Source organism: Microbulbifer maximicatervae (SeqCode) (assembly GCF_052467825.1).
On the sequence record NZ_CP174327.1, the window covers coordinates 2,367,247 to 2,392,909 of the forward strand.

At 50.9% G+C, this 25,663-nt stretch carries 22 protein-coding genes and 1 tRNA gene; 13 read left to right on the forward strand and 10 right to left on the reverse strand.

What is annotated here, in order from left to right; genetic code table 11:
- The first annotated feature begins 166 nt into the window (after nt 1-166).
- The 7 genes from hrpA to ACJJII_RS10405 all read left to right on the forward strand — a co-directional run bounded on the left by hrpA (nt 167) and on the right by ACJJII_RS10405 (nt 9,291).
- Nucleotides 167-4,081, forward strand: coding sequence for an ATP-dependent RNA helicase HrpA (gene hrpA / locus ACJJII_RS10375; RefSeq protein WP_444919073.1), 3,915 nt, complete (start codon nt 167-169; stop codon nt 4,079-4,081).
- Between the two features lie 239 nt (nt 4,082-4,320).
- Nucleotides 4,321-4,620, forward strand: a complete 300-nt coding sequence (locus ACJJII_RS10380) for an HvfA family oxazolone/thioamide-modified RiPP metallophore (RefSeq protein WP_108731896.1) — start codon at nt 4,321-4,323, stop codon at nt 4,618-4,620.
- Nucleotides 4,621-4,708: 88 nt separating this feature from the next.
- Nucleotides 4,709-5,554 (forward strand): HvfB family MNIO-type RiPP peptide maturase, encoded by an 846-nt coding sequence (locus ACJJII_RS10385; RefSeq protein ID WP_444916226.1) that lies wholly within the window; start codon nt 4,709-4,711, stop codon nt 5,552-5,554.
- On the forward strand, nt 5,535-6,305 hold the full coding sequence (locus ACJJII_RS10390) for an HvfC family RiPP maturation protein (protein WP_444919074.1): 771 nt from the start codon (nt 5,535-5,537) through the stop codon (nt 6,303-6,305). Before ACJJII_RS10385 ends, ACJJII_RS10390 begins: the two co-directional genes overlap by 20 nt.
- A gap of 127 nt (nt 6,306-6,432) precedes the next feature.
- Nucleotides 6,433-7,335, forward strand: a complete 903-nt coding sequence (locus tag ACJJII_RS10395) for an MlaA family lipoprotein (RefSeq protein WP_413664483.1) — start codon at nt 6,433-6,435, stop codon at nt 7,333-7,335.
- A gap of 38 nt (nt 7,336-7,373) precedes the next feature.
- Nucleotides 7,374-8,552 carry a PP2C family protein-serine/threonine phosphatase gene (locus ACJJII_RS10400; RefSeq protein ID WP_444919075.1) on the forward strand — a complete coding sequence of 393 codons (1,179 nt, stop codon included), beginning with the start codon at nt 7,374-7,376 and terminating at the stop codon, nt 8,550-8,552.
- A 220-nt stretch (nt 8,553-8,772) separates the two neighbouring features.
- Entirely contained in the window at nt 8,773-9,291 is a 519-nt protein-coding gene (locus ACJJII_RS10405) for an STAS domain-containing protein (RefSeq protein ID WP_282934161.1), read from the forward strand.
- 43 nt (nt 9,292-9,334) lie between these two features.
- Here ACJJII_RS10405 and ACJJII_RS10410 read toward each other — a convergent pair whose 3' ends face one another.
- The 4 genes from ACJJII_RS10410 to ACJJII_RS10425 all read right to left on the reverse strand — a co-directional run bounded on the left by ACJJII_RS10410 (nt 9,335) and on the right by ACJJII_RS10425 (nt 12,785).
- Nucleotides 9,335-9,793: a tellurite resistance TerB family protein gene (locus ACJJII_RS10410; RefSeq protein WP_413664485.1), complete on the reverse strand. Its 459-nt coding sequence runs from the start codon at nt 9,791-9,793 to the stop codon at nt 9,335-9,337.
- On the reverse strand, nt 9,774-10,769 hold the full coding sequence (gene tal / locus ACJJII_RS10415; RefSeq protein ID WP_413664486.1) for a transaldolase: 996 nt from the start codon (nt 10,767-10,769) through the stop codon (nt 9,774-9,776). The genes ACJJII_RS10410 and tal overlap by 20 nt, the downstream gene beginning before the upstream one ends.
- Nucleotides 10,770-10,813: 44 nt before the next feature.
- A complete protein-coding gene (gene dusA / locus ACJJII_RS10420; RefSeq protein WP_413664487.1) occupies nt 10,814-11,791 on the reverse strand; it encodes a tRNA dihydrouridine(20/20a) synthase DusA in 978 nt (325 codons plus the stop codon).
- Nucleotides 11,792-12,635: 844 nt separating this feature from the next.
- Nucleotides 12,636-12,785 carry a helix-turn-helix domain-containing protein gene (locus tag ACJJII_RS10425; RefSeq protein WP_444919273.1) on the reverse strand — a complete coding sequence of 50 codons (150 nt, stop codon included), beginning with the start codon at nt 12,783-12,785 and terminating at the stop codon, nt 12,636-12,638.
- A gap of 131 nt (nt 12,786-12,916) precedes the next feature.
- Here ACJJII_RS10425 and ACJJII_RS10430 point away from each other — a divergent pair, with 131 nt between their 5' ends.
- Both ACJJII_RS10430 and ACJJII_RS10435 read left to right on the forward strand, forming a co-directional pair.
- A complete protein-coding gene (locus ACJJII_RS10430; RefSeq protein ID WP_444919076.1) occupies nt 12,917-13,609 on the forward strand; it encodes a pirin family protein in 693 nt (230 codons plus the stop codon).
- 16 nt (nt 13,610-13,625) lie between these two features.
- Complete coding sequence (locus ACJJII_RS10435) at nt 13,626-14,249, forward strand: isochorismatase family protein (RefSeq protein ID WP_413664490.1); 624 nt, start codon at nt 13,626-13,628, stop codon at nt 14,247-14,249.
- Nucleotides 14,250-14,594: 345 nt separating this feature from the next.
- On the opposite strand, the gene ACJJII_RS10440 is transcribed toward ACJJII_RS10435, so the two are convergent.
- Both ACJJII_RS10440 and ACJJII_RS10445 read right to left on the reverse strand, forming a co-directional pair.
- A complete protein-coding gene (locus ACJJII_RS10440) occupies nt 14,595-15,803 on the reverse strand; it encodes a glycerol-3-phosphate dehydrogenase/oxidase (protein ID WP_444906338.1) in 1,209 nt (402 codons plus the stop codon).
- On the reverse strand, nt 15,787-16,479 hold the full coding sequence (locus tag ACJJII_RS10445) for a glycerophosphodiester phosphodiesterase family protein (protein WP_413664492.1): 693 nt from the start codon (nt 16,477-16,479) through the stop codon (nt 15,787-15,789). The genes ACJJII_RS10440 and ACJJII_RS10445 overlap by 17 nt, the downstream gene beginning before the upstream one ends.
- A gap of 460 nt (nt 16,480-16,939) precedes the next feature.
- On the opposite strand from ACJJII_RS10445, the gene ACJJII_RS10450 reads away from it, so the two are divergent.
- Nucleotides 16,940-17,623, forward strand: a complete 684-nt coding sequence (locus ACJJII_RS10450; protein WP_413664493.1) for a fimbrial biogenesis chaperone — start codon at nt 16,940-16,942, stop codon at nt 17,621-17,623.
- Nucleotides 17,624-17,674: 51 nt separating this feature from the next.
- Here the strand turns inward: ACJJII_RS10450 and ACJJII_RS10455 are convergent, their stop codons facing one another.
- Genes ACJJII_RS10455 through ACJJII_RS10465 form a run of 3 tightly spaced genes read right to left on the reverse strand, consistent with a single transcriptional unit; the run spans nt 17,675 to nt 21,688 of the window.
- Complete coding sequence (locus ACJJII_RS10455; RefSeq protein WP_444912169.1) at nt 17,675-18,622, reverse strand: hypothetical protein; 948 nt, start codon at nt 18,620-18,622, stop codon at nt 17,675-17,677.
- On the reverse strand, nt 18,609-21,122 hold the full coding sequence (locus ACJJII_RS10460) for a TcfC E-set like domain-containing protein (protein ID WP_444919077.1): 2,514 nt from the start codon (nt 21,120-21,122) through the stop codon (nt 18,609-18,611). The genes ACJJII_RS10455 and ACJJII_RS10460 overlap by 14 nt, the downstream gene beginning before the upstream one ends.
- Before the next feature lie 38 nt (nt 21,123-21,160).
- Nucleotides 21,161-21,688 carry a hypothetical protein gene (locus ACJJII_RS10465; RefSeq protein WP_413664496.1) on the reverse strand — a complete coding sequence of 176 codons (528 nt, stop codon included), beginning with the start codon at nt 21,686-21,688 and terminating at the stop codon, nt 21,161-21,163.
- Between the two features lie 276 nt (nt 21,689-21,964).
- Between ACJJII_RS10465 and gltX the strand changes: the two genes are divergently transcribed.
- From gltX to ACJJII_RS10480, 3 genes are all read left to right on the forward strand, one after another.
- Nucleotides 21,965-23,440, forward strand: coding sequence for a glutamate--tRNA ligase (gltX, locus tag ACJJII_RS10470; protein ID WP_444912172.1), 1,476 nt, complete (start codon nt 21,965-21,967; stop codon nt 23,438-23,440).
- Nucleotides 23,441-23,601: 161 nt separating this feature from the next.
- A tRNA-Ala gene (locus ACJJII_RS10475) sits at nt 23,602-23,677 on the forward strand.
- 394 nt (nt 23,678-24,071) lie between these two features.
- A complete protein-coding gene (locus ACJJII_RS10480; RefSeq protein WP_444919078.1) occupies nt 24,072-24,413 on the forward strand; it encodes a hypothetical protein in 342 nt (113 codons plus the stop codon).
- A gap of 40 nt (nt 24,414-24,453) precedes the next feature.
- Here ACJJII_RS10480 and ACJJII_RS10485 read toward each other — a convergent pair whose 3' ends face one another.
- Nucleotides 24,454-25,656, reverse strand: a complete 1,203-nt coding sequence (locus ACJJII_RS10485) for a tyrosine-type recombinase/integrase (RefSeq protein ID WP_444919079.1) — start codon at nt 25,654-25,656, stop codon at nt 24,454-24,456.
- Nucleotides 25,657-25,663 lie beyond the last annotated feature (7 nt).

Consider the following 25,663-nt stretch of genomic DNA (forward strand, 5'->3'; position numbering starts at 1 on the left):
AGTACTGCTCGCAAGGTATGACCCTGAGGAATTGCACCAGCAGTAAAGGCCGTGCCCCTCAGAAGAAGTGCTATTCGCACCAGTATAGATGAGCGCCACAATAAGGTTTGATAGCCCTGCGGTGCTCAGGGGGTATAATCCCGCGTTTGCCATTGCTGTACGAATTATGAGTCACACCGAAGCAGAAAAAGTACTGGGGGCGCTGCAGGCCCGAATCTCCGCGACCATGGGGCGTGACCGCTATGGGTTGCGCAGGACCGTCAAAAATGTACGTCGGCGCCAGAAAGAGGGCAAGCCGGTAGATCGCATGTTGGTCCAATTGGAGCAGCAGCTCCAAGTGTCTGAGACCCTGGTGGAGGAGCGTCGGCGCAAGTTGCCGGAAGTGCAGTGGCCGGAGTCTTTGCCAGTGGTAGCGCGGCGGGAGGAAATCGCCGAGCAGATCGAGAAAAATCAGGTTGTAGTGATTGCCGGTGAAACCGGTTCTGGTAAAACCACTCAGTTGCCAAAAATTTGCCTGTCACTGGGCCGGGGAATTTACGGCCAGATCGGCCACACGCAGCCGCGCAGGATTGCTGCGCGCACTGTAGCCAATCGAATTGCTGAGGAGCTGGGGCAGCCACTGGGAGAGTCCGTCGGTTACCAGGTACGCTTTACCGACCACAGCACCGAGCATACCCACGTCAAACTGATGACAGACGGTATCCTGCTGGCTGAAATTCAGCGCGATCCCCTGTTAAATAAATACGATACTTTGATCATCGATGAGGCCCATGAGCGCAGCCTTAATATTGATTTTCTATTGGGCTATTTGAAAACCATACTGCCCAAGCGCCCTGACCTGAAACTGATAATTACCTCGGCCACCATCGACCTGGAAAAATTTTCCCGGCACTTTGACGATGCGCCGATTATCGAGGTTTCCGGTCGTACCTACCCAGTGGAAGTTCACTATCGCCCCGCAGCGGATACGGATGCAGATCTCAACGAGCAGGTGGTCACTGCTGTGGAGGAGTTGTTGCACGAGGAAAAGTCCAGCAGTCGGCGCGGTGGGGATATCCTGGTATTTATGAGCGGCGAGCGGGAAATTCGCGAGTGCGCTAAGGCTTTGCGCGATGCACAGATAGCGCAATTGGAAGTGCTGCCCTTGTATGCCCGCTTGAGCCTTGCGGAGCAAGCCAAAGTTTTCCACGGCCATAAAGGTCGCCGCATCGTACTCGCTACCAATGTGGCGGAGACCTCTATTACGGTGCCCGGTATCCGTTATGTGATCGACCCGGGTACTGCACGAGTGAGCCGCTACAGCTACCGCAGTAAAATTCAGCGGCTGCCTATAGAGCCGGTTTCCCAGGCCAGCGCCAACCAGCGTGCCGGTCGCTGTGGCCGTGTCAGCGCCGGTGTTTGTGTGCGCTTGTATGAAGAGCGGGATTTTGAGCAGCGCCCGGAATTTACCGATGCGGAAATTCTGCGTACGAATCTGGCAGCAGTCATTCTGCAAATGTTACAGCTGCGTATCGGTGATATCCGCGAGTTTCCATTTGTCGATCCGCCGGACCCACGACTGATTAATGACGGCTATAAATTGCTGCAGGAATTACAGGCGGTAGATGAGCAGGGCCGGGTCACTAAATTGGGGCGATCCCTATCAAGGTTGCCTTTGGACCCGCGCCTGAGCCGCATGTTATTGGCGGGGGCAGAGAATGGCAGTGCGCGGGAGCTCTTGATTATTGTCGCCGCTCTGGCCGTGCAGGACCCGCGCGAGCGCCCGGCAGAAAAACGCCAGGCTGCGGATGAAAAACATCGCCAGTGGCAGCATGAACAATCGGATTTTTTATCCTTCGTTCAGCTATGGGATGCCTTTGAAGTCCAGCGTCAGGAACTGAGTCAAAATCAGTTGCGCAAGTGGTGCCAGAAAAACTTCCTTTCCTGGCTGCGTATGCGCGAGTGGAGAGATATCCACCATCAGTTGCGCGTGGCTTGTCGCGACCTCGAAGTTAAAGAAAACAAAGAGCCGGCGGAATACGAAGCGATACACCGAGCCATCGTGGTGGGATTGCTGGGCAATATTGGCGCGCGGGATGAAAACAAGGAGTTTAACGGCTGCCGCAATCGTCGTTTCCATATTTTCCCTGGCTCCGGTCAATTTAAAAAACCTCCCCGCTGGGTGGTGTCTGCCCAGTTACTGGAGACCAGCCGCCTGTTCGCCCATACCGTAGCCAAGGTCAAACCCGAGTGGATATTGGCCGCCGCGCAGCACCTGGTTAAGCGCAATTATTTTGAACCCCATTTTGACGCTCGCTCCGGGCAGGTGATGGCCTTTGAGAAGGTCTCCCTTTACGGTTTGGTGCTGGTGGAAAAACGCCGAATTCCCTACGGCAAACTGGACCCGCAAACTTCTCGGGAAGTGTTTATTCGCCAGGCGCTGGTGGAGCAACGCTATCGCGGTAAGGGCCGATTTTATAAGCACTATCTCGACCTGTTGAAGTCCCTGGAAGAGCTGGAAGCCAAATCTCGTCGCCGGGATATTCTGGTGGATGATGAAGTGGTGTACCGTTTCTTTGATGAGCGTATCCCGGCGGATATCGTCAACCTGGCTGGATTTGAGCACTGGCGCAAGAAAGCGGAATCCAGCGATACACAGCTGCTGTTTATTCCCCGCGACTTATTGATGCAGCAGAGTGCCGATCATGTGGGAGAGGCCCAATTCCCCAATGAGTTGCAGGCGGGCGGTATTGTCTATCCGCTCAGCTATCACTTTGAGCCTGGCAGTGTGGATGATGGCGTCAGTATCCAGGTGCCGGTTGCAGCGCTGCACCAGGTGCCGGCAGCTCGCCTCTCCTGGTTGGTGCCGGGCATCTTGCGGGACAAGTGCATCGCTCTGGTAAAAGCCCTGCCCAAGCAGTGGCGCAAGTATTTTGTGCCAGTGCCGGCTGCGATAGATAAGGCTTTGCCCCGACTGCGTGCAGACAATACCCCGTTGTGGCAGTCGTTGGCTCTGGAGCTGAAGCGCCAGACAGCACAGCAGCTGCCAGATGAGGTGTGGGAGTCTGCGGAACAGGCCCTGGAAGATTATTACCGTTTCAATATCCAGGTGATGGATGAAGGCGGTAAATTGCTGGATCAAGATCGGGATTTGGCCCTATTGCAGGCGCGCTACCGGGATCGGGTACAGCAGGGGCTGGCAACAGCTGGCGACAGTTTTGAGCGGGAGGGTATTACCCGCTGGGACTTCGGTGATCTTCCAGAGACCCATACCCTCAACCAGGGCGGGCTCAAGGTGCGGGCTTACCCCGCGCTCGTTGAAGGAAAAGACAGTGTCTCCCTGAAGCTACTGGATAACCCCAGTGAGGCTCGCAGGCTTACTCGCGCCGGTATTTGCCGTTTGGCTCTGTTGCACTTGCCGGAGAAGGTGAAGTATCTGCGCAAAGAGCTGTTGCGAGGCAAGGAGCTGGGGCTTTCTGCAGCGGATCTGGGGCGCCGTGAGGAGGTAGCTGACGACATCCTGATGGCAGCCGTGCGCGAAGTTTTCTGGCCCAAAGAGGAGTTGCCGCGCACCGAAGCTGAATTCCTGGCCGCTTTGGAAAATGACGGTGACTTGGTGGGGGTGGCCCAGGAGATTGGTGATCTGTTGGTCAAGGCCCTGGCTCAGCTGGTGCCACTGCGCAAACAAATCAAACAGCAGAAAAACCTGGCGGTCGCAATGGCGGTGGGGGATATCCAGCAGCAACTGGCTGGGCTCTTCTACCGAGGCTGCTTGTTTGATACTCCGCTGTCATGGCTGCGCCAGTACGGCCGCTATCTGAAGGCGATCGTAATGCGCTTGGAAAAGGCCGCTCTCGACCCTAACCGTGACCGAAAACTGCAAGTTGAATACCAGAAGGCGGCGGAGCCTTACTTGGCGCAAGTGGAGAAATATTCACCCAGAGAACTCTCTGCAGAGGCAGAATTGCGTGAGTTTCGCTGGATGTTGGAGGAATTTCGTGTTTCCTTATTCGCGCAGACTCTAAAAACCCTGATGCCGGTGTCATCCAAGCGCTTAAGCAAGTCATGGGCAGAAATTGATGGGAAAGGTTTGCTTGGTTGATTTTCTCTATGGAAAAGAGATCACAAAAAAAATTTTGATCAAGTGTAAGAATTTGATGGAGAGCCCGACAGAAGTACTGAAAGCAGGCCTGGAGCCCAGAATGACCCCTTGATACCGGTTATTTTGTGGCGGGTTCTATTCAATGACTGATTTTTGTTTCGCAGCATTATACTTCTGCGGAGTGGAAAAAAGTCTCTTGTACTTTTTATTGCTAAGGACACCTAGTTAGGAGATTCACTATGAACAAGAAGCACCTTTCCCCTGTAGCCGCTGCAGTTGGCGCAGCGTTTATCGCCACTGCCGCTATGAATGTATCTGCTGCCAACAGCAATGCTAACCCCTTTGCCGCAGCAGACCTGAGCTCAGGCTACAACGTGGCGCTGGCTGATCACGATGGTGATGATAAAAAGAAAGAGGGTAAGTGCGGCGAAGGCAAGTGCGGCGAAGGTAAGAAAAAAGAAGGCAAGTGCGGCGAAGGTAAGTGCGGCGAAGGCAAGAAAAAAGAAGGTAAGTGCGGCGAAGGTAAGTGTGGCGGGTAATTTTTCGCTGTACTCAAAGAGGGTGGATACGCTTTAGCGATCCACCCTGTTTTTTATTGATCGCTGAAAAAAGTGAGACCTGAAAGTGTTGCGCGAGTTTTCCGTAGAAGGCGCTGGGTTTGGATTGCGCCGCTCAATGATGGGTGAAAACCTTGATACAGATGCCGTAGATTTTCTGGAGGTAGCACCTGAGAATTGGATTGGTGTTGGCGGTCGCTATGGGCGCTGGTTTAAGGAATATACAGAGCGTTTTCCCTTTTTACTTCACGGTTTATCTCTCTCGATTGGTGCACCAGAACCATTGGATATGGAATTGGTTGCAGCCATTAAAAAATTTATCAAGCAACACAATATTCGCGGTTACAGTGAGCACTTGAGTTATTGCTCAGATCACGGCCATCTATACGATTTATTGCCCATTCCCTTTACGCAAGAAGCGGTGATGTATGTTGCCGAGCGAATCCGTATGGTCCAGGACGCACTGGAAGAACGGATTGCAATGGAGAATGTCTCCTACTATGCGGCGCCGGGCCAGGAGATGACTGAACTGGCTTTTTTAAATGCGGTGCTGGAAGAGGCCGATTGTGATTTGCTTCTGGACGTGAACAATATTTATGTAAACTCGATTAACCACCGCTACGATGCGCTGGACTTTCTATCTGCACTGCCCACCGAAAGAATTCGCTACGTACATATTGCCGGGCACTATGATGAGGCAGAGGATTTAAAGGTGGACACCCATGGTGCACCGGTTATTGATCCTGTGTGGGAACTACTCGATCGCGCCTACGATATTCACGGTGTGATGCCGACGCTACTTGAGCGGGATTTTAATATTCCGCCGATTCCCAAATTACTCGAAGAAGTAGGACATATTAAAACCATTCAGGCCAGTCACCAGGTGGAAGAGAATTATGTCCTCAGTCGTCGATAAGCCCGAGACATTCAAAAGTGTGCAGCGGGATTTTGCTGCCCATTTGCGCGCACCGAATCAAGTTGCGCCGCCGGCAGAAATTGAGGACCGGCGTGTCGCTATTTATCGGGATTTGATTTACAACAATATTGAATCCTTTGTTGCCAGTGGATTCCCGGTATTGCGCAGTCTTTATAGCGACGAAAACTGGCATCAAATGGTGCGTGATTTTGTCCACAAACACACATCCGTTAGCCCGTATTTTTTGCAGATCAGTGAAGAGTTTCTCTCATATTTACAGAATGAACGGGGAGAACAACCACAAGATCCCCCCTTTTTGTTGGAACTTGCCCACTACGAGTGGGTAGAGTTGGCTTTAGATGTCAGTGATGTGGAATTACCGGAAGGGCTGGCGATAGAGGGGGACGTTTTACAGAAAGTTCCTGTAGTTTCCCCTCTCGTCTGGAGCCTCAGTTACCGCTACCCAGTGCATCGGTTGGGGCCGGATTTTCAGCCCCAAGAGCCGCCGGAGGTACCGACGTTCCTTTTCGTATACCGGGATCGTTCCGACAAAGTGAATTTTATGGAGATCAATGCCGTCACCGCCAGATTGTTGCAGTTGGTCTCTGCGGGCGATTACACCGGCTTACAAATATTGGAACAGATGGCTCAGGAATTACCCAATATTAGTCGTGACTCCTTATTTGATTTTGGTGCCGATTTATTGGAAAAACTACTGAATAAAGGGGTTATTGCCGGTTTAAAGGCTTAGCCTGTGATTGCCTGAAACTCCTTTATCTTTGGCAAATCCCAGCTGCTATGCTGCCGAGGGTAGCTTACGAATTACTAGGGCGTTAGAATCCTTGGTCTCACTAGTTTGATATAAGAGGAGCAGGGTTGTGCTTGGAAGCAAAACTTTATCGCCCTGGTTAATGGCAACTCTGATAGCTGTTACTCCAGTAGGGGCGCTAGCGCAACAAGATCCGTTTGGTGGTGCAGCTCAAAACCCGGCTGCGGTAGATACCAGCGGAGCAGAGGATGCCAGTGCCGATGACGGGGGCCTGTCTCTCGAGGATGAGTACGGCTTTGATCCTGCCGATGAATTTGGTGGTGCCGAGGGCGAAGATTTATCACTTCGCGACCCCTGGGAAGGTTTTAATCGGGCCATATTCTCCTTCAACGATGGTGCAGATCGCTATGTGTTGAAGCCCGCCGCTGTCAGCTATCGCCAAATTACCCCGATTTTCGTGCAGCACGGTGTCAGCAACTTTTTCGACAATCTGCGCGAAGTTACCAATACTTTTAATGATGTTCTGCAGGGTAAATGGGGCCAAGCGGGCAATGACGCGGGTCGTTTCCTGGTGAATTCCACGGTAGGTATTGTCGGTATTCTGGATGTTGCCCAGCACATGGGTCTCGAGCAGGGTGATGGCGAGGACTTTGGCCAGACCTTGGCTGTTTGGGGAGTGCCTTCTGGCCCCTACCTGGTTTTACCGCTACTGGGTCCGTCCACTGTACGGGATACCCCAGCTAGGGTCGTGGATTACTACACCAACCCCTTAACCTATGTAAATGACGACGCGACCAAATATGCATTGAAGGGTACAGATATCATTCAGAGCCGTGCCAGCCTGCTGCAAGCGGAGTCCTTGTTGCATGGTGATCGCTATGTACTCTTGCGGGATGCTTACCTGCAGCGCCGCGACTATTTGATTGTCGATGGTGAAATGGATGTTCAAACCGAAGAAGAGGCCGCAGAGGCAATTGATCAGGGTGAAGTGGAAGAGGCTTCCGACTACTGATTTGTCACCTAGGGCAGATAACTTTTTAGAGCCTTTATATGGCCGGCCCCAGTAGCCTGGTGCTTACCGATGATGAGCGCTCCCGCAATTTTTTGCGAGGGGCGCTTTCGCGTTTTGGCTTCCAGGTAAGTGTTGCCAACAACGGGGAAGATGGCATCGGCCAGTTTAGCCCCGGCGCTTTCCATATCGTATTGATTGATCGCTATTTGCCGGATATGAGTGGGCTGGAAGTGTTGCGGCGGATAAAGCGCATAGCCCCAGAGGTGGCTGCGGTAATTATTGCCTCAGATAGCGCTGCCGATGATGTACTCCAAGCGATGCGCCTTGGAGCCAAAGACTACCTGGTTAAACCCCTGGAAGAAGCAGCGGCTATTGATCGTATGATCTGCCGTATCAGCGGTGAAGAAAACCTGGCGAAGCAGAATCGCGAATATAAAGTGACCTTGGAGCGTCGCAACAGTGAACTGCGAGATCATGTGGAGCTGCTGCGCAGAGACCAGGAAGCCGGCCGTTTACTGCAACAGCATTTACTTCCCCGTACCCCCTATCACTACCCCAGTGGCGTGGAAGCATCCTACCGGCTGGTTCCCTCCCTGTATCTGAGCGGTGATTTTGTTGATTACGGCTTGTTCGGTGAGCGCTTTGTAGCCTTTTACCTGGTCGATGTGTCGGGCCATGGTGTCTCTTCTGCGCTGGTTACTGCCCTGATTAAGCACAGTATTATGCATCGCTTGCGAGAGCGCCCCTTATTTGCCCAGCTGGATTCCCTCAGTGATGACTTGTTGGATGTCCTTAATCTGGTCAATGGCGAGTTGTTATCCACAAAATTGGGCAAGCACGCCAGTATGTTTGTCGGGGTTGTGGATAGTAGTGCCCGGCAGTTGCACTATGCCGTCGCCGGGCAAATACCTATGCCGGCCCTGGTAAGTGAGACAGGTGCAGACTGGTTGCCGGGAAAAGGGCGCCCCCTGGGTATATTTGAACGGGGTGATTGGCAAGTGATGCGTGCTGAGCTGCCGCCCGCTTGGCGCCTGGTCGCTTGTTCCGACGGTGTACTTGAATTATTACAGGGCGATCTGCTCGATAAAGAGGCCCAGCTTTTGCAGGCTATTTCAGAGAGTGGGGGAGAACTCGACAGGCTCTGTCAGTCTCTAAAAATGGATACTTTTGGTGCCCTTCCGGACGATATTACGATTCTCACTTTAGGCCGTCAGTAATGCCTAAAACTTCTATCGATAGTCTTCGACTATGAAGTCGAATTTTGTGCTTTATCGCACTTGTCAGTCTGCATAGTCAGGAGTAAGCTCCGCCCACTTTATGCACAAAATTGCACTAGGCGCCAAAAACGTCAAATGCTATTGTGTTCTCTACCAGTGAACTTTTGCCATCCGCCTGCACTTCTATCAAAAGGTGTATTCGGGTGAGCCAGGGGTTGTTATGCAGTCCGGGCAAATTATGGTTGGGGCCCACCAGGGCATCTACGTCATCAAGTTAGTAGGTGATGTTCGTCTCAACCTTTGTACCTCATTTGATAGCTTTATCGACAACATGTTTGCACGGGGTGATTTTGCCGGAGTGGCATTTGATCTCGGTGGTGCAGAAGGTGTCGATAGTACGACCCTCGGCCTGATGGCGAAGATTGCTATTCGCGCTTTGGAGCGGGGCTGTGATAAGCCGCTGGTATTCTCTGCGGGTAAAGGTATCCGCCATCTATTGGACGCTATGGGCTTTGATTCGTTGGTTGAAATCAGCGATACGGTCCACGATATGAGCGTACCCACCACGCCTTTGGTATGTAATAGCCCCGACGAGTGTGCTGCGCGGGAAAAGGTGCTGGAAGCTCACCGGGTATTGATGAGCATGAACGAGCAAAACGCCGAGACTTTTCGCGACTTGGTACATACCCTGGAGCGAGAATGTTCCCCGGTTGCCAAATCTTCGGCGCATTATCACTAGCGCTTATTCTCTCCTAATCCCCAGTTCTGGAAATCTCCCTTTCTTAGCAACGCTTCATATCCCTCGCTTCGGCGCGTGCCTTGGTGAAGAGTCCGTGTGGCAAATAAATTAGCTCTGCCACCCTGCGAATCAGGTGCTCCTCGAAAGCCTCGATAACATCATCTGAAAAAGCTACCTGCCACATCTGCAAAATCAGCAGGTATTTATCTCTCTCGCTGAACTGTTCATTCACCGCCTGGGTGAACTCGAACAGGGATGTGGCTCTGTCCCGTTGGCTAATAGCTTCACTGACTATTTCTGTGGCACTAGTCTGGTCGAGAGAGTAGTGTTGGCATAGGAGTTGTGTGAGCGTTTCACGCTCACACTCATCGAGCTTTTGATCGACAGTGGCGACCTCGACTAACAGCGCAGCGCTGATCATCCGCACGTCTTTTTCATCACGTGCTTCAACATCAACGCTATTTCCTATCTGCTCAAACAGTTTACGGATTTGTTGCAGCATGAATTTCCTGCTGTCCCTTTACTCGGTTCTGTAACAATAGCTCTAAACGTTCCTGATCCTTCACGAAGTTCCGGATGCCATCGGCAAGCTTTTCAGTGGCCATGGCATCGCTATTCAATTGAAAGCGGAATTCGGCTTCAGCCAGATCCTGTGTCGGCCGGGATTTGGTTGCGGATACCGGTGGCAGGCCAGCAGCGAGAGGTGCCTCACTGTCCTCCAGGGCTTGTAATAGCTGAGGGCTGATTGTCAGTCGATCGCAACCAGCCAGGGCCTCGATCTCCCCGGTATTGCGGAAGCTGGCGCCCATCACAATGGTTTTGTAGTCTCGGGACTTGTAGTACTCATAGATATTGCGCACCGAGATTACGCCCGGGTCCTCTTCCGCAGGGAATGACTCGCGGCCGCTGTTGGCGATATGCCAATCGAGGATTCGACCGACGAAGGGGGAGATCAGAGTTACCCCGGCTTCGGCACAGGCAATCGCCTGGGATTGACTGAACAACAAGGTCAGGTTGCAGTGGATTCCCTCGCGCTCCAGTACTGATGCGGCAGCAATGCCTTCCCAGGTCGATGCGATCTTGATCAATACCCGCTCTTTGGCAATACCTGCGCGTTCGTACAGGGTGATCAGGTGGCGTGCGTAGTCAATAGTAGCGCGGGTATCAAAGGAGAGACGAGCATCGACCTCGGTGGATACCACCCCGGGCACCAACTGCAAGATTTCCGTGCCAATGCTGACAGCCAGTTTGATGGCGGCCAGGCGTGCAATATTTTCCGCGTTCGAGCCACCCTGGTGGCTCTCAGCCCACTCGAGCGCCTCGGCGATATGGTTGTCGTACTGAGGGAGCTGGGCGGCCTTAAACAGTAGGGAGGGATTGGTTGTTGCATCTTGAGGACAATATCGGCGAATCGCTTCAATGTCTCCGGTATCTGCTACAACCTGGCTGCGCTGTTTGAGTTGCTCCAACTTGTTCATGGTTCCTCCCTTAATTATTCACTGGTCTACATATTGAAAGCGGTCTAAGCGGCTTGGGTGACCTGGGCCAGTGCCTGTTCAAGCACCTCGGGACCCGCCCCCGGCTTGTGGGCATTTTCGCTCAAATGGCGGCGGAAGCGCCGAGCACCAGGAAGCCCCTGGAATAACCCGAGCATATGTCGGGTGATATGATTCAAGCGCTGTCCGCGCTGCATTTCCTGCTCGATATAGGGCAGCATCTGCTCTACCACCTGAATGGCATCCGGGCCTGTTTCACCGCCAAATAATTGGCTGTCCACCTGGGCCAGGATTGTCGGGGTTTGGTAAGCCGCGCGCCCCAGCATAACACCATCCAAGTGGCTTAAATGTTGCTGGCATTCCTCAATTGAATTGATCCCCCCATTAATAACAATTTGTAGCTGGGGGTAATCCTTCTTCAACTGGTAAACCATGTCGTAATTGAGCGGAGGAATTTCACGGTTTTCCTTGGGGCTTAGTCCCTTTAGCCACGCTTTGCGCGCATGGACGATAAAGGTATCCACACCGGCATTGGCCTGGGCCTCTACGAAGCGGGTCAGGCCTGGATAGTCTTCCATATCGTCGATGCCGATACGGTGCTTGACGGTAACCGGAATAGATACCGCTTCTCGCATGGCAGTGAGTCCTGCGGCTACCACATCCGGTTCCGCCATAAGGCAGGCACCAAAACGCCCGGACTGGACTCGGTCACTGGGGCAGCCACAGTTAAGGTTGATTTCGCTATAGCCCCATTCCTCGGCGATAAGGGCGCATTCAGCCAGTTCTTGAGGGTCACTGCCCCCCAACTGCAGGGCGACAGGTTGTTCAGCTGCATCAAATTGCAAATGTCGCTGTTGGTCACCATGCAGTATTGCCCCGGTGGTCACCATTTCCGAATACAGGCGTGCATGCTTGCTCAATAGGCGCCACATATAGCGGCAATGGCGGTCGCTCCAATCAAGCAGCGGAGCGGTACAAAAGCGATGGGGGCTAAAATCGGACATAAACTACGGTGTAACAGACTAATAAAAACAGAGTAGCCCGCCATTATATGGGATGTAAAACGTAGACCCCATGTGGAAATGTATCTGGATGAGGGTATTTTGACCTCTTGAGCATTTATTGTGCCCAACAGTTGTACCGGTTGCATGGGGCTGACAGCTGTCCCGCTGGGCAACGTATGCTTGCTGGGCTGGTTGTGTAGTTCCAGAACCGGGGCCTCTTTTGGTGAATACTTAGCGCTACTAGGCTCGCCTAAGTGGTGAGTAACTGGGATAAGGTCAGAGTATTATCTTGCCAGCAGTTCATTGAGAGCATGGACTCTGTATGGCGTTATTAAATAGCAGCTTCTTTTTAACTTAGCTTTCCGTAGTGGAAAGACAGAAGTTTAATTGCTTAGAAATAACATTTTTTCGTCCGCTATTCTTGCGGCCAGATATTACATAGTTTTCTTTGTTTAAATATCTCAGCTAGAGCCCCAATAAACGCAAAGATTTAAGTAATCTTGATCATATTTTATGGATGTGGTGCATAAATGACCTTTCTTTCCATGCTCTAACTTTGCAATAGGTTGGCAACAGTGCCTCGATTAATAATTTAGAAGTCATCCGAAAAACTTAGACTTATATTTTCTCGAGCACTTATTATTTCATACTGCGAAATTATGGGGAGGATCTTACCAGGGCGCTAATTAAATAACTTTCGATGATTCTCCTAACCTTTAATTTTCGTAGGAGTTTCATATTTTAAGGTGAGCTGGGTCGGTAATGAACCTGCAGGATTTCAGACACTTCCCCTTCGGCCAGTATCATCTCTTCTTCAATACGCAGACAGTGATTTAAATACTTCCTACCCATCTCCTTTAAACTTTGAGAGCCTGACTGATAGCTGACCCTCCAGGTGGGCGACTTTCTTACTTAGGTTGGCTTTTGGTATAGCCAGGCGATTTGCGGCTTGGATAAAGCTACCTGCTTCCATCACGGCTAAAAGCACCATCATCTCTTTGAGATCTTGCTCATAGAAATCTATTGTTGTTGAAAATGAGATAGTTATATTCTGATTTTGGTATATATAAAACAATAAGTTGTACCTAAGATACCTCCATCGCTTACATATTTTGGAGGCATATCATGAAAATCCTCAAACGTGACTCACTACCACTTGGCGGTTTTGCTGGGCTTACCGAGCACAGGTTGGTCACGGATAGCCAGGTGTTCGGTCCGCACAAACATCCACATACCTCTGAAGGGCTCGATAATTTTGTTTATCTGGCCGATGCCCGCTTCAATCCGAAAGGCGAAACAGGCATGCATCCTCACCGTGAGATAGATGTGATCTCGGTCATGGTGGATGGACGAATACAACATGAGGGCTCTTTAAAGCATGGCAAAGGTTTAGATAAAGGAGGGGTGCAAGTCCAGCGAGCTGGAGGCCAGGGGTTTACACACAACGAGGTGAACCCGGATAGCAAAAAAAATCGAATGATCCAGTTATGGGTCTTACCAACTGTCTCTGGTCAAGCCGCAGGCTACAAGTATTACATGCCCAGCCAAAATAAGGTCACCCGGGTTTATGGGGGCCGCGATGATCAAACAGTGACCTTTGATAACAGTACGATTATCGAGATCGCCAATTTAAATGCAGCTGAGCAAATTTCATTTAATGGCGAAATTCTGGTTTACCTAACTAAAGGCTGGGGAGTCTTTTCTGAAGCCGGGCAAAAAGAAAACGTGAAGGATGGAGATTTAATTAGGAGTTATAGCGGTAAGTTAATTGCAGATGTTAATACAAGTGCAATTGTTATTAGAAAGTTAAAGCATTAAATAGGTAGGTAGCACCGTGAATAAGTTTTCAGAGACCTTAACTAAAGACAATTCTGTGTTGGCATTAATTGATCATCAAACGGGACTATTGGTGAGTTGTCGGGATCTGGATCCGCATCTGATGACGGAGAACATAAAGGGATTGGCAAATCTTGCGAAAGCAGTAGGTTTACCCACTGTTGTTACCGCGAGTATGCCTGAAGGCCCTAATGGTCCTATTATGCCAGAGATAACAAACATCTTGGGCAGTGAAATAATTGAGCGTGAAGGTGAGATAAACGCGTGGAAAAGTCCGGAGTTTAAGCGAGCTATTGAGTCAACCGGGCGTAAAAAAATAATTATGGCTGGCATTGTTACGGATGTCTGCTTGATGTTTCCCGCTATCTCTGCTGTAGCCGAAGGGTATGATGTATATGCCGTAGTGGATGCTTCTGGTACTTGGAATAGTACAGTGACACAAGCTGCTATGCATCGTATGACGCAGGCGGGCGTTAAAGTTGCTACCTGGTCATCCGTGTTGGCTGAGATGATGGATGATTGGCGAAGTGATCACGGCACGGAGCTTGGGGGCATATTAGCTCAACACACGACCTATCGATGGGTATATAACAGCTACCTTACTGCAGCAAACCAAAAGTAATTCAAAGCCCCTCTCATTTTTACGGGAGGGCGGGAGTATATCTATGGTTCATCACAATAAGCATTTTGCTACATTAATTACATTTTTATCCTTGATTCCTTTGGTTTATTTTATTCCCGACAGCTTAGCCCTAATTTTGCCAGATCATAAATTGTTACAAGTAATTGCTGCTGTGGCGATTATAGTACCGATTATTAGCTATTTGATTATACCGTTCGCTTTCTATTTGGTTGGGCACATTTACGGTAAAAAGGTGAAGAGATAAATTATTTATCAGATGATTATTTGGGGTTGGTATTCAAGTGACTTGAAGTCGAAAAATTAAACTGCACATTCAAAATGTATTTAAATATTTCGCTCTCTTTCGGAGGAACTATCTTCTGTTTTGGTCGGGGTATTTTTTGTGGCAATCGATCGACCAGCCTGGAGGGTGGGCTCCAGTTTTTTCAGTATCTTGCGGGCAGTAGCGCGGTAGCTGGTCAATTTGCCGCCTGCTACGGCCAACATCCGTGGCTTCTTATCGTCATCGCAGCAAATAATGGACTCCCGGGATCGCGCGAAGGGGCTCTTCTCCATTTCAGGGAGTACTCGCAGCCCCGCGTAGCTCTCACAAATGTCCTCGCCGTTCAGCCCTCGGGCTTGCGCAAAATATTTCTGTACGGCCTGTAAGAGATAGCTCTCTTCCTCGAGAGTCGGTGTTACGTCGCGAGGATCGCCGAAATAGGGCCGCTCTGTGGTCCCTACCAGGGTTTTGTCTTGCCAGGGCATTACAAAAATTGCGCGCCCGTCATCAGCTTCGACGTAGTAAATTTTGTCGCCCAGTGATAGAGGCAACAAGATATGGGTGCCTGCAACCAAGTCGATAGGTGGAATATCCACTGGGGGCGTACAGCGAGCATTGGTATTGGCTACCCAGGGGCCACTGCAATTGACCAGTGCACGGGTGCGCAGGGTGTTGAGCTTGCCGTTTGCTACATAATCAATCCGGACATGGTCGCGGGTGACTTCTGCGCCTACCAAACTGCCAGGGCAAATTATTTGAGCGCCTTGAGCGACTGCCGAAGCCACAACGTCACGGGTTAAAGCGGCATCATCGGTTTGTGCATCGTAGTAGCGAAATACAGCCTTCAGGCCCTCCCGATTCAGACCCGGCAAGCTGTCCCATTGGGATTTAGGGACTTTTCGAAAGCGGGAATCGCTGTTGTTTATTCCCGACAACAGGCTGTAGAGGCTCAACCCCAAGCGTACCAGCCAGGCCGGTCTCCTGCTGTGCTGGTAGATAGGGATATAAAAAGGGACCATTCTCACGAGTTCGGGCTTGTTGTCCAGTAGCCACTTTCTCTCCCGCAGGCACTCGTAGACCAAACGGAACTGGCCGCTCTCCAGATAACGCAAGCCGCCGTGAATAAGCTTGGAAGAACGAGAGGAGGTGGCGGCGGCGATTCCCAGCTGTTCGAGTATCACCACGGAATAGTGATTGGTGGCCAGGACCTCAGCGGCTCCCGCTCCCTGTATACCTGCGCCGACTACCAGGACATCAAAATCCGTAGACATCACTCGCTTCCCGGGAGCGCATCAGCAGCGGCAAGTTGCCGGTGAGAATATGGTGAGCACCGCGCTTGCGCCAGAGTACTGCCTCTTCTGTCGAGTTGATTTCATAAACAACCCATTGCCAGGGGCCTGGGGGCAATTCGTCACATTCAACCTGGCTGTCGCGAATTAGTAGATATTCTGGCGCCAAAGTAACAATGTCGGCAGATAGGCACCGGGAGACACTATTGATCTCAAGGGCAACCCGATGCCAGCCCATATTGCGGGCGGCTCTGAGGCTGCGGCAGTCTGCGGTGAGTAGAGCGAATGACTCATTCTCACTGCGCATCAGCTCCATTAACTTTTTAACGGCGGTGACAAATCCAGTGGCGGCGATATTGGCAGGTGAGATACCGATAAACCAATCCAGGTGGCGATGGCAGCTGGCCCAGTCTACCAGCTCGATAAAGCGATTGATCGACTGGTGGTGTAACTGTGAGTCCCTAAGGGAGTGGAAGACCTGGGACTGGTCATTGCCGGGGATGTGCAGGCTATCCTCGTGGAAGCACCAGGGGGTGCCGTCGGCGCTGAAGCGGATATCGCACTGAATAGCGCAGGCCCCCAGATTATGGGCCGCCTCGAAAGCGGCAATCGTATTCTCTGGTTGGCGGGTCTTGTCGCCGCGATGAGCAATTAACATGTGAATCTGGTCCGAAAAGCGGGTGTTATTGTCGTCTGGAATTGGGCGTAATTTGGCCTTTGCCCAGAGATGAACCGGACCCTGGCTGGAGCCGGGTCATACAGGAAAAATAGACGGTGCCACCGCTGTTGCAAGGTTCACGGGGAGGAAATATGGGACCAGAGGGCTATCAATGGAGGGCTGGGGTTTTTACATAGTGATGATGCTGAATCGATTGCACACTGCCCATATGGATAGCGCGCCACTGAGTTAGCTAGCGGTATGTCCCGTCAGGATGATCTATTACGTTGGCAGTGTTTTACTTTTCAGGCGGTGTAGGGCAAATCAGTATTGCCTCTTATTTACTAGCGGGGCTGGTGATGTTGATTTAAGGGAGGCTCATTAGGTTCCGATTTGACTTGTGGATAAAACAGCCCGATATTGCGCTTACTATAAGAAGTTCTAAAACTACCCGCTCTTTATGAAAAAAGTACTGCTTTCACTGCTACTCTTTGTCGTCCAGCCAGTAATGGCAGCTATGTCTGTGGATAAAATTGTCCTTTACCTGGAAGATACTCCCAGCGCCCGGGATGATGTTCTCGTCAGCAACCCAGATAATGAGACGCTATATATCCAAACTGAAATATTCCGTGTGGATAACCCCGGCCATGATAATGAGAGTCGAGTCAGGGTGATAAATCCTGATGAATTTAAACTCCTTGTCAGCCCCGCAAGAGCTGTCCTGGCCCCCGGAGAGAGAAAGCGCTTTCGCTTAATGGCCTTAGATAGAGATCTTGAAGAGGAGAAAGTCTACCGGGTGACTTTTAAACCTGTTGTAGGTGATATCAAGAGTGACAGAACGGCACTAAAAATCCTTGTAGCTTATCAGGCGTTGGTATTTGTGCAGCCAAAAGGCGGAGCTTATAAAATTGATTTAGTGGCTGAAGGGGATAATTACCGACTCACGAATAGTGGCAATATTAATGTAGAGGTCGTGGAAGTACGTCATTGTGTGACTGAAGAGAAGTGTGAAAAACTTGAGGCCACCGGTCGGTTATACGCTGGCACCAGTATCGAAGTAACGGGTAAACCCGTTGGCGGCGAGCTGGAAGTTTTACTGCGAGGGCAGCAGAGTGAGCGGGTTCGTTTTCCTCTTAGCGGCTAATTAGAATTGGCTGCTTGCCTATAGCAGGCAGGGGATTATTTTATATGTAACTCACTGGCTGCTCACCGTTACTGTGAGTACATCGGTGTAGAGAGGTTCGCCCGCGTTTTCCCAGTCTGAGGGCGCAATAGAAATATAAATTCGCGCATTATCAGAAAGGCAGTTTTCATCCGAAGTTCGGCTAAAGCTGCCGGAGATATCTCCCAGGCTATCTGGGGAAATGCCTGAAGTTGCAGCCAGATTGTCTGAGAAGGCTACGCTGTAGGGGATTTGTTCACTGTTTCCCCCCAATTCATAGGCACTGCTGCCTGATCCCCCGGTGCTGCCATTGGCGCTGGACAGGTTTACTGTGTAACCGCTAAATCCTATACCGCCAACACAAAAGTCCTCACTGCCCTCAATGGCCTGTCCAAACAGGGTGCCACTGTTGCTGAGGTCAATATCACCCAGATTGCGAATGGCGATGTTTGGCTCTACGTCCAGCACAATGTCAAACTGAACTGTTTCGGTGCCGGCAGTCCAAATAATAAAATAATTATTCAGTGTCATCTCAAAGCTGGCGGAGTAGCGGCTGGAAGAGGGTATTTGGCTGCTGTCCAGCTCGATCACTAAATAAGTATCTGCATCGTCGCTAGTGCCGGCAAAAGTAGCGGACTGAGTTCCTGGACTGAGTGTTTCCGTGGTGCCGTTATTGGCTCGAAATGAAATATCAATATCCAGCTGTTCACCACTGTCCGCAAATAGTGCGAAAGTAGATCCACTGAGCGGACTCACTTCTACATCGTAGCGTAGGGTCCAGCTTCCCAGCAGGCTTCGGGTAGTGAACTGAATTTCTTTAGGTTCTGATTCGTAATCAATAGTGTGTGAATCTTCCAAGCCACAAACTCGCAAATCGTTATTGCTGGAGCAATTTACCTGGGCTTGTACTGGTATATTAAATAGCGGAATCAACAGCGCAGAGACCAGGCCAAGTTTGTGCAGCTTCTTAGTTATGGACACGGCTTACCTCTGCTATTTGCCCAGTCTGGCAGTTGGCCTCTGACTCTTCTATGGTTCCCAGGTTGAGCCAGCTATCGCCCGATGAAGTGGCCTCGATTGAGGCTTTACAATTTCCCCAGCGAACTTCTGTATTTAGGATGGTGTTATGTTCACCGTGGAATTCCATTTGGAAAACGCCGTATTGGTCAGTTTTCGCTGAGTGTTCGCCAATGATTACTTCTGTATTTGCCAGCCCCTGGCCAAGGCTGGTTAATCGGCCCAGTACCAGGATTTGTGGCAGTATTTGGTAGCTGCTGGCGCCCACATTGCCCGGATACAGGGTAATGGTTTCGGAGGTTTCCCGGTAATCGAAAAAGCCCTCTTCCAGGGGCCGGAGGGAAAGGTCGTAACTGCGATAAGCCGGTAAATTAATCACTGACGTTGTGCCGCCTTTGGCGTATCCACGGCGGCTGCCATTAACCAAAACTTCAAAATCTTTATCTTCACTGCCTTCGATATTTACGATAACTGCGCTCTGGAGATTTTGCTCACCGCCCCAATTGAGGGAATTTTTTGTGGCAATCAGGTTGGTGCTGAACCCTCCGAGGTAGTTGATAGCACGGCCTTCATCATCATCGTAAAGCCCAACTGCAGTATTCAAATATCCGTGATGTCCCGCTAAATGCGTACGGGCCTCCAGGTAATTGGCTTCAGGGGATGCTTCCATAGAAAGCTGCTGTTCAAATTCAGCCGCCCATAAATCCCGGTCGTACCAGCGGCTTTGCAGTGCAAATCGCTCGCTGCTAGTGCTTTGTTCACTGTTGTCGCTATAGAGATTAGCGGTGTGTTGCCAGTGCTTGGAGCGCATTCGGAACTGGAACTCCAGACTGGTGTACTGCTCGCCGTCTGCATCACTGTGGGACAGAGTGGCGTTGCCGAGCCAATGGGTGCTCTTAAAAATGGGGTGGCGGAACTCCAGGGTTTTTAACTTCTGGGCACTGCTCAGTGAATCGCCGCTGTCGATGCTGCCGGGGAGTTGGTTTTGGTCCCGCTCGCTGAATCTTAGGGATAGCTGTCCGCCCAATACTGCTGTGCGCAGACTCATACTTGTTTGGGAATAGCTGCCCGGCAGTAATGTATATTTATCGTTGTTGAACGGTGTTGTATTGGCATCCAGCTCGGTTTTTACTGCACTAAAAGTCCCGTAGGGCATTTTAACTAATGCCTGCAATCGGTATCCGCTGCGTCCATCACCGGATGTCACCAAGCTTGGGGAGACTTCAACGCCTTCGCCAATCCAGCGACCGCCGACTTCCAACAATTGCTGCTCCTCGGCTGCGGCGCCAGAAACAAAAAGACCCAATCCGGTCGTTAAACGGCGTGCGACAGAGGTAGTAATAATTCCATCGTCGTAGTGGTCCGGCAGAGTGTCGTCCCAAAAACTGCGGGTGGGCAAACCTGCCTGCAAGCTCCAAAACCACTCGCCGGGGGCCGGCAGTAGCGAATCCTTGGCAAAGAATTCGATATGCCGGCTCAATACCCGCCCCGCTTCATCGTAGGTGCGCACCTCAATATCGTAGGCGCCGTGGGGTAGGGTAGAGGTATTTAACAGACGGTTGCCGGCCTCCAGTAGTTCGGTGTGGATAAGTCGTTCATCCCGATATACCTCGACTCTACCGCGCACCGGCATATTAATTTCAACCGGCGCTCCCTGTTGATAACTGATATCAGTTCGGGTGCGCTGGGAAGTGCGTAGCTCTACGCCATAGATCGCTTCCTGAGGCCGGAAATAGCCAAAGCCCCCTTGGGGTTGTAAAAGGCCGGCCGAATAGGCTTGCCCCTGAAAATCGCGACTCCAATATAGATTATGGATCCGGCTGTCCTGCTCTGAGGCCACTGACCATTGTGAATGCAGAGCGCTTTCACCAAAGCTCACTATGGTGTTGCCATTTAATGCAGCGCTATAGCTGTCCGGGCCCCAATCACTTTCAACCCCACTCCAGGAACCGCTCAGGTTTTGTACGACAGAGAAGTCAGAACTCGCTTCCGGCAAATAGGGATCATTGATTGCCGCTTGTTGCGGCAACAGCTCTTGTGAGAAAAAAAGATCCAGCCGGTAGAGCTGCTCATCGTAAATAACGGCAAACTCCGATGGCATTAAGTAGCCACAGCCAATCTGCCGGTTTGAGCGGCATACATGGTGACTGTTTCTTATTTGCGGTCGTTCGAGGATGGAGAGAATCCGCTCGGTATCGCGAACTTCGGGCAACAGTTCGAGTACCTCAGACGGGGAGTCAAAGCGAACAAAGCGCGGATCTATTGTGACTTGCGCAGCACCAATTTCCCGGCCGCCGTAGTAGAGATCCACCACGAGTTGCTGGGGTTCGGTGAGATCATCAAACCCTTCAGGAGCAGAGGTTTCCAGTAGGAAAGTCGCTGCAGTCGCTGCAAGGGTATCGGGGCAGGAGGCTTGCACCAGACACAAAGCCAGTGCAAGGCGCCCCAGATGACGTCCTGCCATATTGAGCTATGGCTGGCAGGGCCAGCCACTCTTTACTGTTACTCGGAGGCGACAGTGATCAGCAGGGTATCGGTATAGGTGGTGCCATTTAGCACAGTTGCAGTTTCCCAAGCGCTGTTGGCCACAGTGATTTGGAAGCGCGCGTTATCGCTGGAGCCGCAGGAAGCGATATTCCGGGTTTGGCCTGTCAGCGCATCGCCCTCGATAACAGTAGTAAAAGTACCGGAGGTGCTGTTATCAAAACCAACACTGTAGGGCACGTTGTTGGTGCCGTCGGTCAGGGTAAATTCCGTGTCATTCTCACCGTCATTACTGTCGAAAGTAATGCTGTAGGTGGAGAACCCGAGGCCGCCCACACAGAAATCTTCGGTGCCTACGGCATCGGTACCCAAAGTGGGATCGGTAATCGTGAGGTTGTCTACACGAGTGATCTCAATAGTGGGTGTGAAAGAGAGGGTGATATCACTGCTTGCACTATCAGTAGCGGCCATTGAAGCGGCAGAAATGCTGAAAAGGGTACCTGCTGCAATAGCAGAAAACAGTGTGCGAACTACATTTTTTTGCATGGTATGCCATCCTGAGCGATTAATTTATCGTTCTTAGGGAGAAGCTGCTCGCGGAAACCCCTGCAAAATTTGGGGTAATACGTTAGTCAAGCCATTCCTTCTTTATGGCGGCAATAATACTTTTTTCGTGATGTATGTCACGTCATTAGCTCACAATAATGAAGTTATGGCGCGTAAATATTCTTATTGAGGAGAAAACCCCGCCTGTGCCAAGAGGCTGGCCAGCGCTATAATCCTGCGGTTTAACGAGTCCTCCATTTATCAATCAGGTTTATCATGACCGTAAGAACCCGAATCGCACCGTCTCCAACCGGTGATCCCCACGTTGGTACAGCCTATATTGCCCTCTTCAACCAGTGTTTTGCCCGCGCTCAAGGCGGCCAGTTTGTATTGCGTATTGAAGACACCGACCAGCAGCGCAGTACCCCGGAATCGGAGAAAGCCATTCTCGACAGCCTGCGTTGGCTCGGACTGGATTGGCAGGAAGGACCGGATGTCGGCGGCCCTCACGGCCCCTATCGCCAGAGTGAGCGCGGCGATATCTACAAAACCTACTGCGATGAGCTGGTACAAAAAGGGCACGCCTTCCACTGCTATCGAACTGCAGAAGAACTGGAACAACTCCGTGAAGGTTTGCGCGAAGCGGGCCGCACTTCACTGAAGCCCAGTGACCTGGCTCTGCCGGAAGAGGAAGTTGAAAAGCGTCGCGCTGCTGGAGCACCTTATGTAGTGCGTATGAATGTGCCTGAGAGCGGCACCTGTGTGGTGGAAGATCTGCTGCGCGGTACTATTGAAATCGACTGGGCCCAGGTAGACGCACAAATTCTGCTCAAGTCCGATGGTATGCCCACTTACCACTTGGCGAATGTGGTGGATGATCACCTGATGGAGATCACCCATGTTCTTCGCGGTGAGGAGTGGATCAACTCCGCACCTAAGCACAAACTGCTGTACGAATACTTCGGTTGGGAAATGCCGGTGCTCTGCCACCTGCCGCTGTTGCGCAACCCGGACAAGACCAAGCTTTCCAAGCGCAAGAACCCCACTTCTATCCTGTATTACCAGCGCGCCGGCTTTATGCCCGAAGCACTGCTTAACTACCTCGGCCGTATGGGTTGGTCCATGCCGGATGAGCGCGAGAAGTTTTCTCTCGAAGAGATGCTGGAGCACTTCGATATTAAGCGTGTTTCCCTGGGTGGCCCGGTATTTGATGTAGAGAAGCTGTCCTGGTTGAACGGCCTTTGGATTCGCGAGCTGGAAAATGAGCAACTCGCCGATCGCCTGACCGAGTGGATGTTTAACCGCGACAACCTGCTCAAGGTTCTGCCCCAGGCGAAAGAGCGCATGGAAACCTTCGGTGACTTTGCCCCGCTGGTTAGCTTCCTCGCCTCTGGCAAATTGCCCCTGACCGAAGACAGCTTCAGCGGTAACAAGCTGCCCCTGGATGACCAGAAGAAGCTACTCCAGTTTGCCCTGTGGCGTTTGGAAGCCCTGCGCGCTTGGGACAAGGACAGTATCTTCCAGGCAGTGAAAGCCCTGTCCACGGCCATGGAAATCAAGCTGAAAGACTTTAACGCCCCGCTGTTTGTCGCCATCAGCGGCACCACTGCGTCCTTCTCCGTGATGGAAGCCATGGTGCTCCTGGGCCCCGACCTCAGCCGCGCCCGCCTGCGCCAGGCGATCGACGTATTGGGCGGTGCCGGGAAGAAGGTGCTGAAGCGCTGGGAAAAAGAGTACGCTGGACTCAAGTAAGGCTGATTCGCGTTGGTGAGCCCCTGGAAGCGGCAGCCTCCGGGGGCCTGTGGTGTCAGCAGCTAACTAATTGATTAAAAAGTTATTTTTTCTGTTGACAGGCGCCTAAACCTTGCTAAAATGCGCCCCGCTTTCGACGGAAACGTCAAGCAACAAAATTTGGGGCTATAGCTCAGCTGGGAGAGCGCAACACTGGCAGTGTTGAGGTCAGCGGTTCGATCCCGCTTAGCTCCACCAAATACGGGGGTTTCAGCAATGAAGCCTCCAGGTGCACACAAACTGCACATAAACCCGTACACAAACTTACGGGTGACAAAAAAGGGCCTTTCTGGCCCTTTTTTTTCGTCTTTAATTTGCGTTGTCAAGTTCACTTTTTTAATTCTGTAGCGCCTCATGCAATTTGAAATGTGTAGATTGGCGCCTTCCTTGTATTTCCCTTTTGTCCGTATTAGATTGCTTGGCAAGCCTTTTGTTCTCGTTTTACTTAGCAAGCGATATAGGCACCTCTTTAGTTGTTGATGCGCTTTAGGATGACCTGCAGCTCCTTAATTGTCGTTATTTATTTCCTTAGATTTGGATAGAAGGGGATAGCTTTGATGTTACACAACTAACTCACATGAAGGGTGATGAGATGACTGCTGGAAATGGTAGTGATAAGGGTAAGGAGTTTTACGCGGGTAATATAGCTTGTAAGAACATACAATTCTTAGAGGGGGTATGTAAATCAGAAGAAATTCCTATTCGATATGGAGTCAAAATGAAATTTTCTGATGGCTGTGATAGCTTTGAATTTCGGCCAGTATTTTGTGAGGATAAGAAGCAGGCTGAAGCTCTTTTAAAGGCGGTTTATAAGGCTAAAGCGCGGACCTTATACCCCATGGCGTTTAGAGCAGAACGCATAAGTTCTTCCTTTTCACATCTACTTGGTGATCCTATCTATCATAAGCCCATAAGAGTCTGGTGGGGACATTGAATATTTTTTCTGATCGAACTTTGCCTAAGGAATTAGTAACTCAGAACTCCCTCCCAATAGCCTGCTCATCCAAATAGATGCTGATCTCCTCATAATCAATCCCATGCCCCGCTTGGTAGGATTGTGTAACCCGCTCATCTGTGTGCGCCATCAGTTGCTGTACTGACTTCACGTCATACCCCATTCTTTTAAATCGATCTGAAGCGAGACTGCGTACTTCATGGAAGCTGGGTGGGGTTTGGTCTTTAGGTATTCCGATATAGAGCCCAGTAGCATTGCGGACTTCGGTGAACATATCGCTAAGTCGGTCTGGGCTTACCTGGCAAACATGCTCTTTAGTTTTTCCCGTCCGCCGTTGCTTGGGTGTGTGGCTCAATATGTAGGGGCAGCGGTAATTTCTTAAGCTGAGTTCTTTGGATCGGGTAATTAGCTTGCTGAGTTGTTGGTGTTTTTTTAAGTTAAAACTTAAATGGCTGGCGGCGAGGCTATCCCGTTGCGCTTCGGATTTATTAATCGTTTTGCGTAGGTGGTCACTCTTAAGGTGTTTCTCAAAATTTAATTCGCAAATATCAGCGCGGCGCATGGTAGTTAGCATGCTGATGCCCATGGCAATCTGTAAAGCTTCATAACCTAGCTCGCCAGCCTTTTCATAGATGGTCCAATAAGATTCCAGGGTTAAGCGTTGACGCTTTTTAATGGGCTTTCCTTTTTCCAGTAGGCGCGGTCGATCATCGGCTGTGGTAAACGGGTTGCTTTCCAGTTTGCACAAACCTTCAGCCATCAAAAAATTAAAGAACTTATTAAATTCTGCGCGGCGGGCATGTTGCTGGTGATAGGTAAGGGATTCCCACCATTTGCGCAGGTCAGCCAATTTGGCTTTGTGAATGGGGATCACTTCGAAGTCTTCACCAAACCTCTTCAAGGCGTTACAGCGATTGCGCCAGCTAGCCTTGTTGGGTAAGCGTGGGTCATTTTCAATACGCCAATCTATATAGCGTGCTGCGTGGTAGGCGAAGCTAGCTCTGTCTGGGGCTTTTACAGGTTTGCGCTCAAGCTTAATACCGCGCTGTGTGTTGGCCTGCTCAGCCATACGAATAGCTTCTTCAAGCGTTGCTGAGAAAACTTTATCCGTCAGGTCTGGGCGGCGATAGCGCCAATAGTTTTCCCGTCCGCGAGAATCTGGATAAAGGTTATCGGGTAATAGAGTGTCACCCACCATACGGGGCTTTCTAGGTCTGGCCATTTCCTTG

What these genes read in the sequence shown, in the direction of transcription:
- ACJJII_RS10410 (WP_413664485.1), bottom strand. Translation starts at nt 9,793, where the DNA reads ATGCTGCAACAAATCCGTAAACTGTTTGAGCAGATAGGAAATAGCGTT.
- ACJJII_RS10400 (WP_444919075.1), top strand. Translation starts at nt 7,374, where the DNA reads ATGGCCGGCCCCAGTAGCCTGGTGCTTACCGATGATGAGCGCTCCCGC.
- tal (WP_413664486.1), bottom strand. Translation starts at nt 10,769, where the DNA reads ATGAACAAGTTGGAGCAACTCAAACAGCGCAGCCAGGTTGTAGCAGAT.
- ACJJII_RS10450 (WP_413664493.1), top strand. Translation starts at nt 16,940, where the DNA reads ATGAAAAAAGTACTGCTTTCACTGCTACTCTTTGTCGTCCAGCCAGTA.
- gltX (WP_444912172.1), top strand. Translation starts at nt 21,965, where the DNA reads ATGACCGTAAGAACCCGAATCGCACCGTCTCCAACCGGTGATCCCCAC.
- ACJJII_RS10480 (WP_444919078.1), top strand. Translation starts at nt 24,072, where the DNA reads ATGACTGCTGGAAATGGTAGTGATAAGGGTAAGGAGTTTTACGCGGGT.
- ACJJII_RS10445 (WP_413664492.1), bottom strand. Translation starts at nt 16,479, where the DNA reads ATGTTAATTGCTCATCGCGGCGACAAGACCCGCCAACCAGAGAATACG.
- ACJJII_RS10430 (WP_444919076.1), top strand. Translation starts at nt 12,917, where the DNA reads ATGAAAATCCTCAAACGTGACTCACTACCACTTGGCGGTTTTGCTGGG.
- ACJJII_RS10425 (WP_444919273.1), bottom strand. Translation starts at nt 12,785, where the DNA reads ATGATGGTGCTTTTAGCCGTGATGGAAGCAGGTAGCTTTATCCAAGCC.
- ACJJII_RS10465 (WP_413664496.1), bottom strand. Translation starts at nt 21,688, where the DNA reads ATGCAAAAAAATGTAGTTCGCACACTGTTTTCTGCTATTGCAGCAGGT.
- hrpA (WP_444919073.1), top strand. Translation starts at nt 167, where the DNA reads ATGAGTCACACCGAAGCAGAAAAAGTACTGGGGGCGCTGCAGGCCCGA.
- ACJJII_RS10485 (WP_444919079.1), bottom strand. Translation starts at nt 25,656, where the DNA reads ATGGCCAGACCTAGAAAGCCCCGTATGGTGGGTGACACTCTATTACCC.
- ACJJII_RS10405 (WP_282934161.1), top strand. Translation starts at nt 8,773, where the DNA reads ATGCAGTCCGGGCAAATTATGGTTGGGGCCCACCAGGGCATCTACGTC.
- dusA (WP_413664487.1), bottom strand. Translation starts at nt 11,791, where the DNA reads ATGTCCGATTTTAGCCCCCATCGCTTTTGTACCGCTCCGCTGCTTGAT.
- ACJJII_RS10390 (WP_444919074.1), top strand. Translation starts at nt 5,535, where the DNA reads ATGTCCTCAGTCGTCGATAAGCCCGAGACATTCAAAAGTGTGCAGCGG.
- ACJJII_RS10440 (WP_444906338.1), bottom strand. Translation starts at nt 15,803, where the DNA reads ATGTCTACGGATTTTGATGTCCTGGTAGTCGGCGCAGGTATACAGGGA.
- ACJJII_RS10380 (WP_108731896.1), top strand. Translation starts at nt 4,321, where the DNA reads ATGAACAAGAAGCACCTTTCCCCTGTAGCCGCTGCAGTTGGCGCAGCG.
- ACJJII_RS10460 (WP_444919077.1), bottom strand. Translation starts at nt 21,122, where the DNA reads ATGGCAGGACGTCATCTGGGGCGCCTTGCACTGGCTTTGTGTCTGGTG.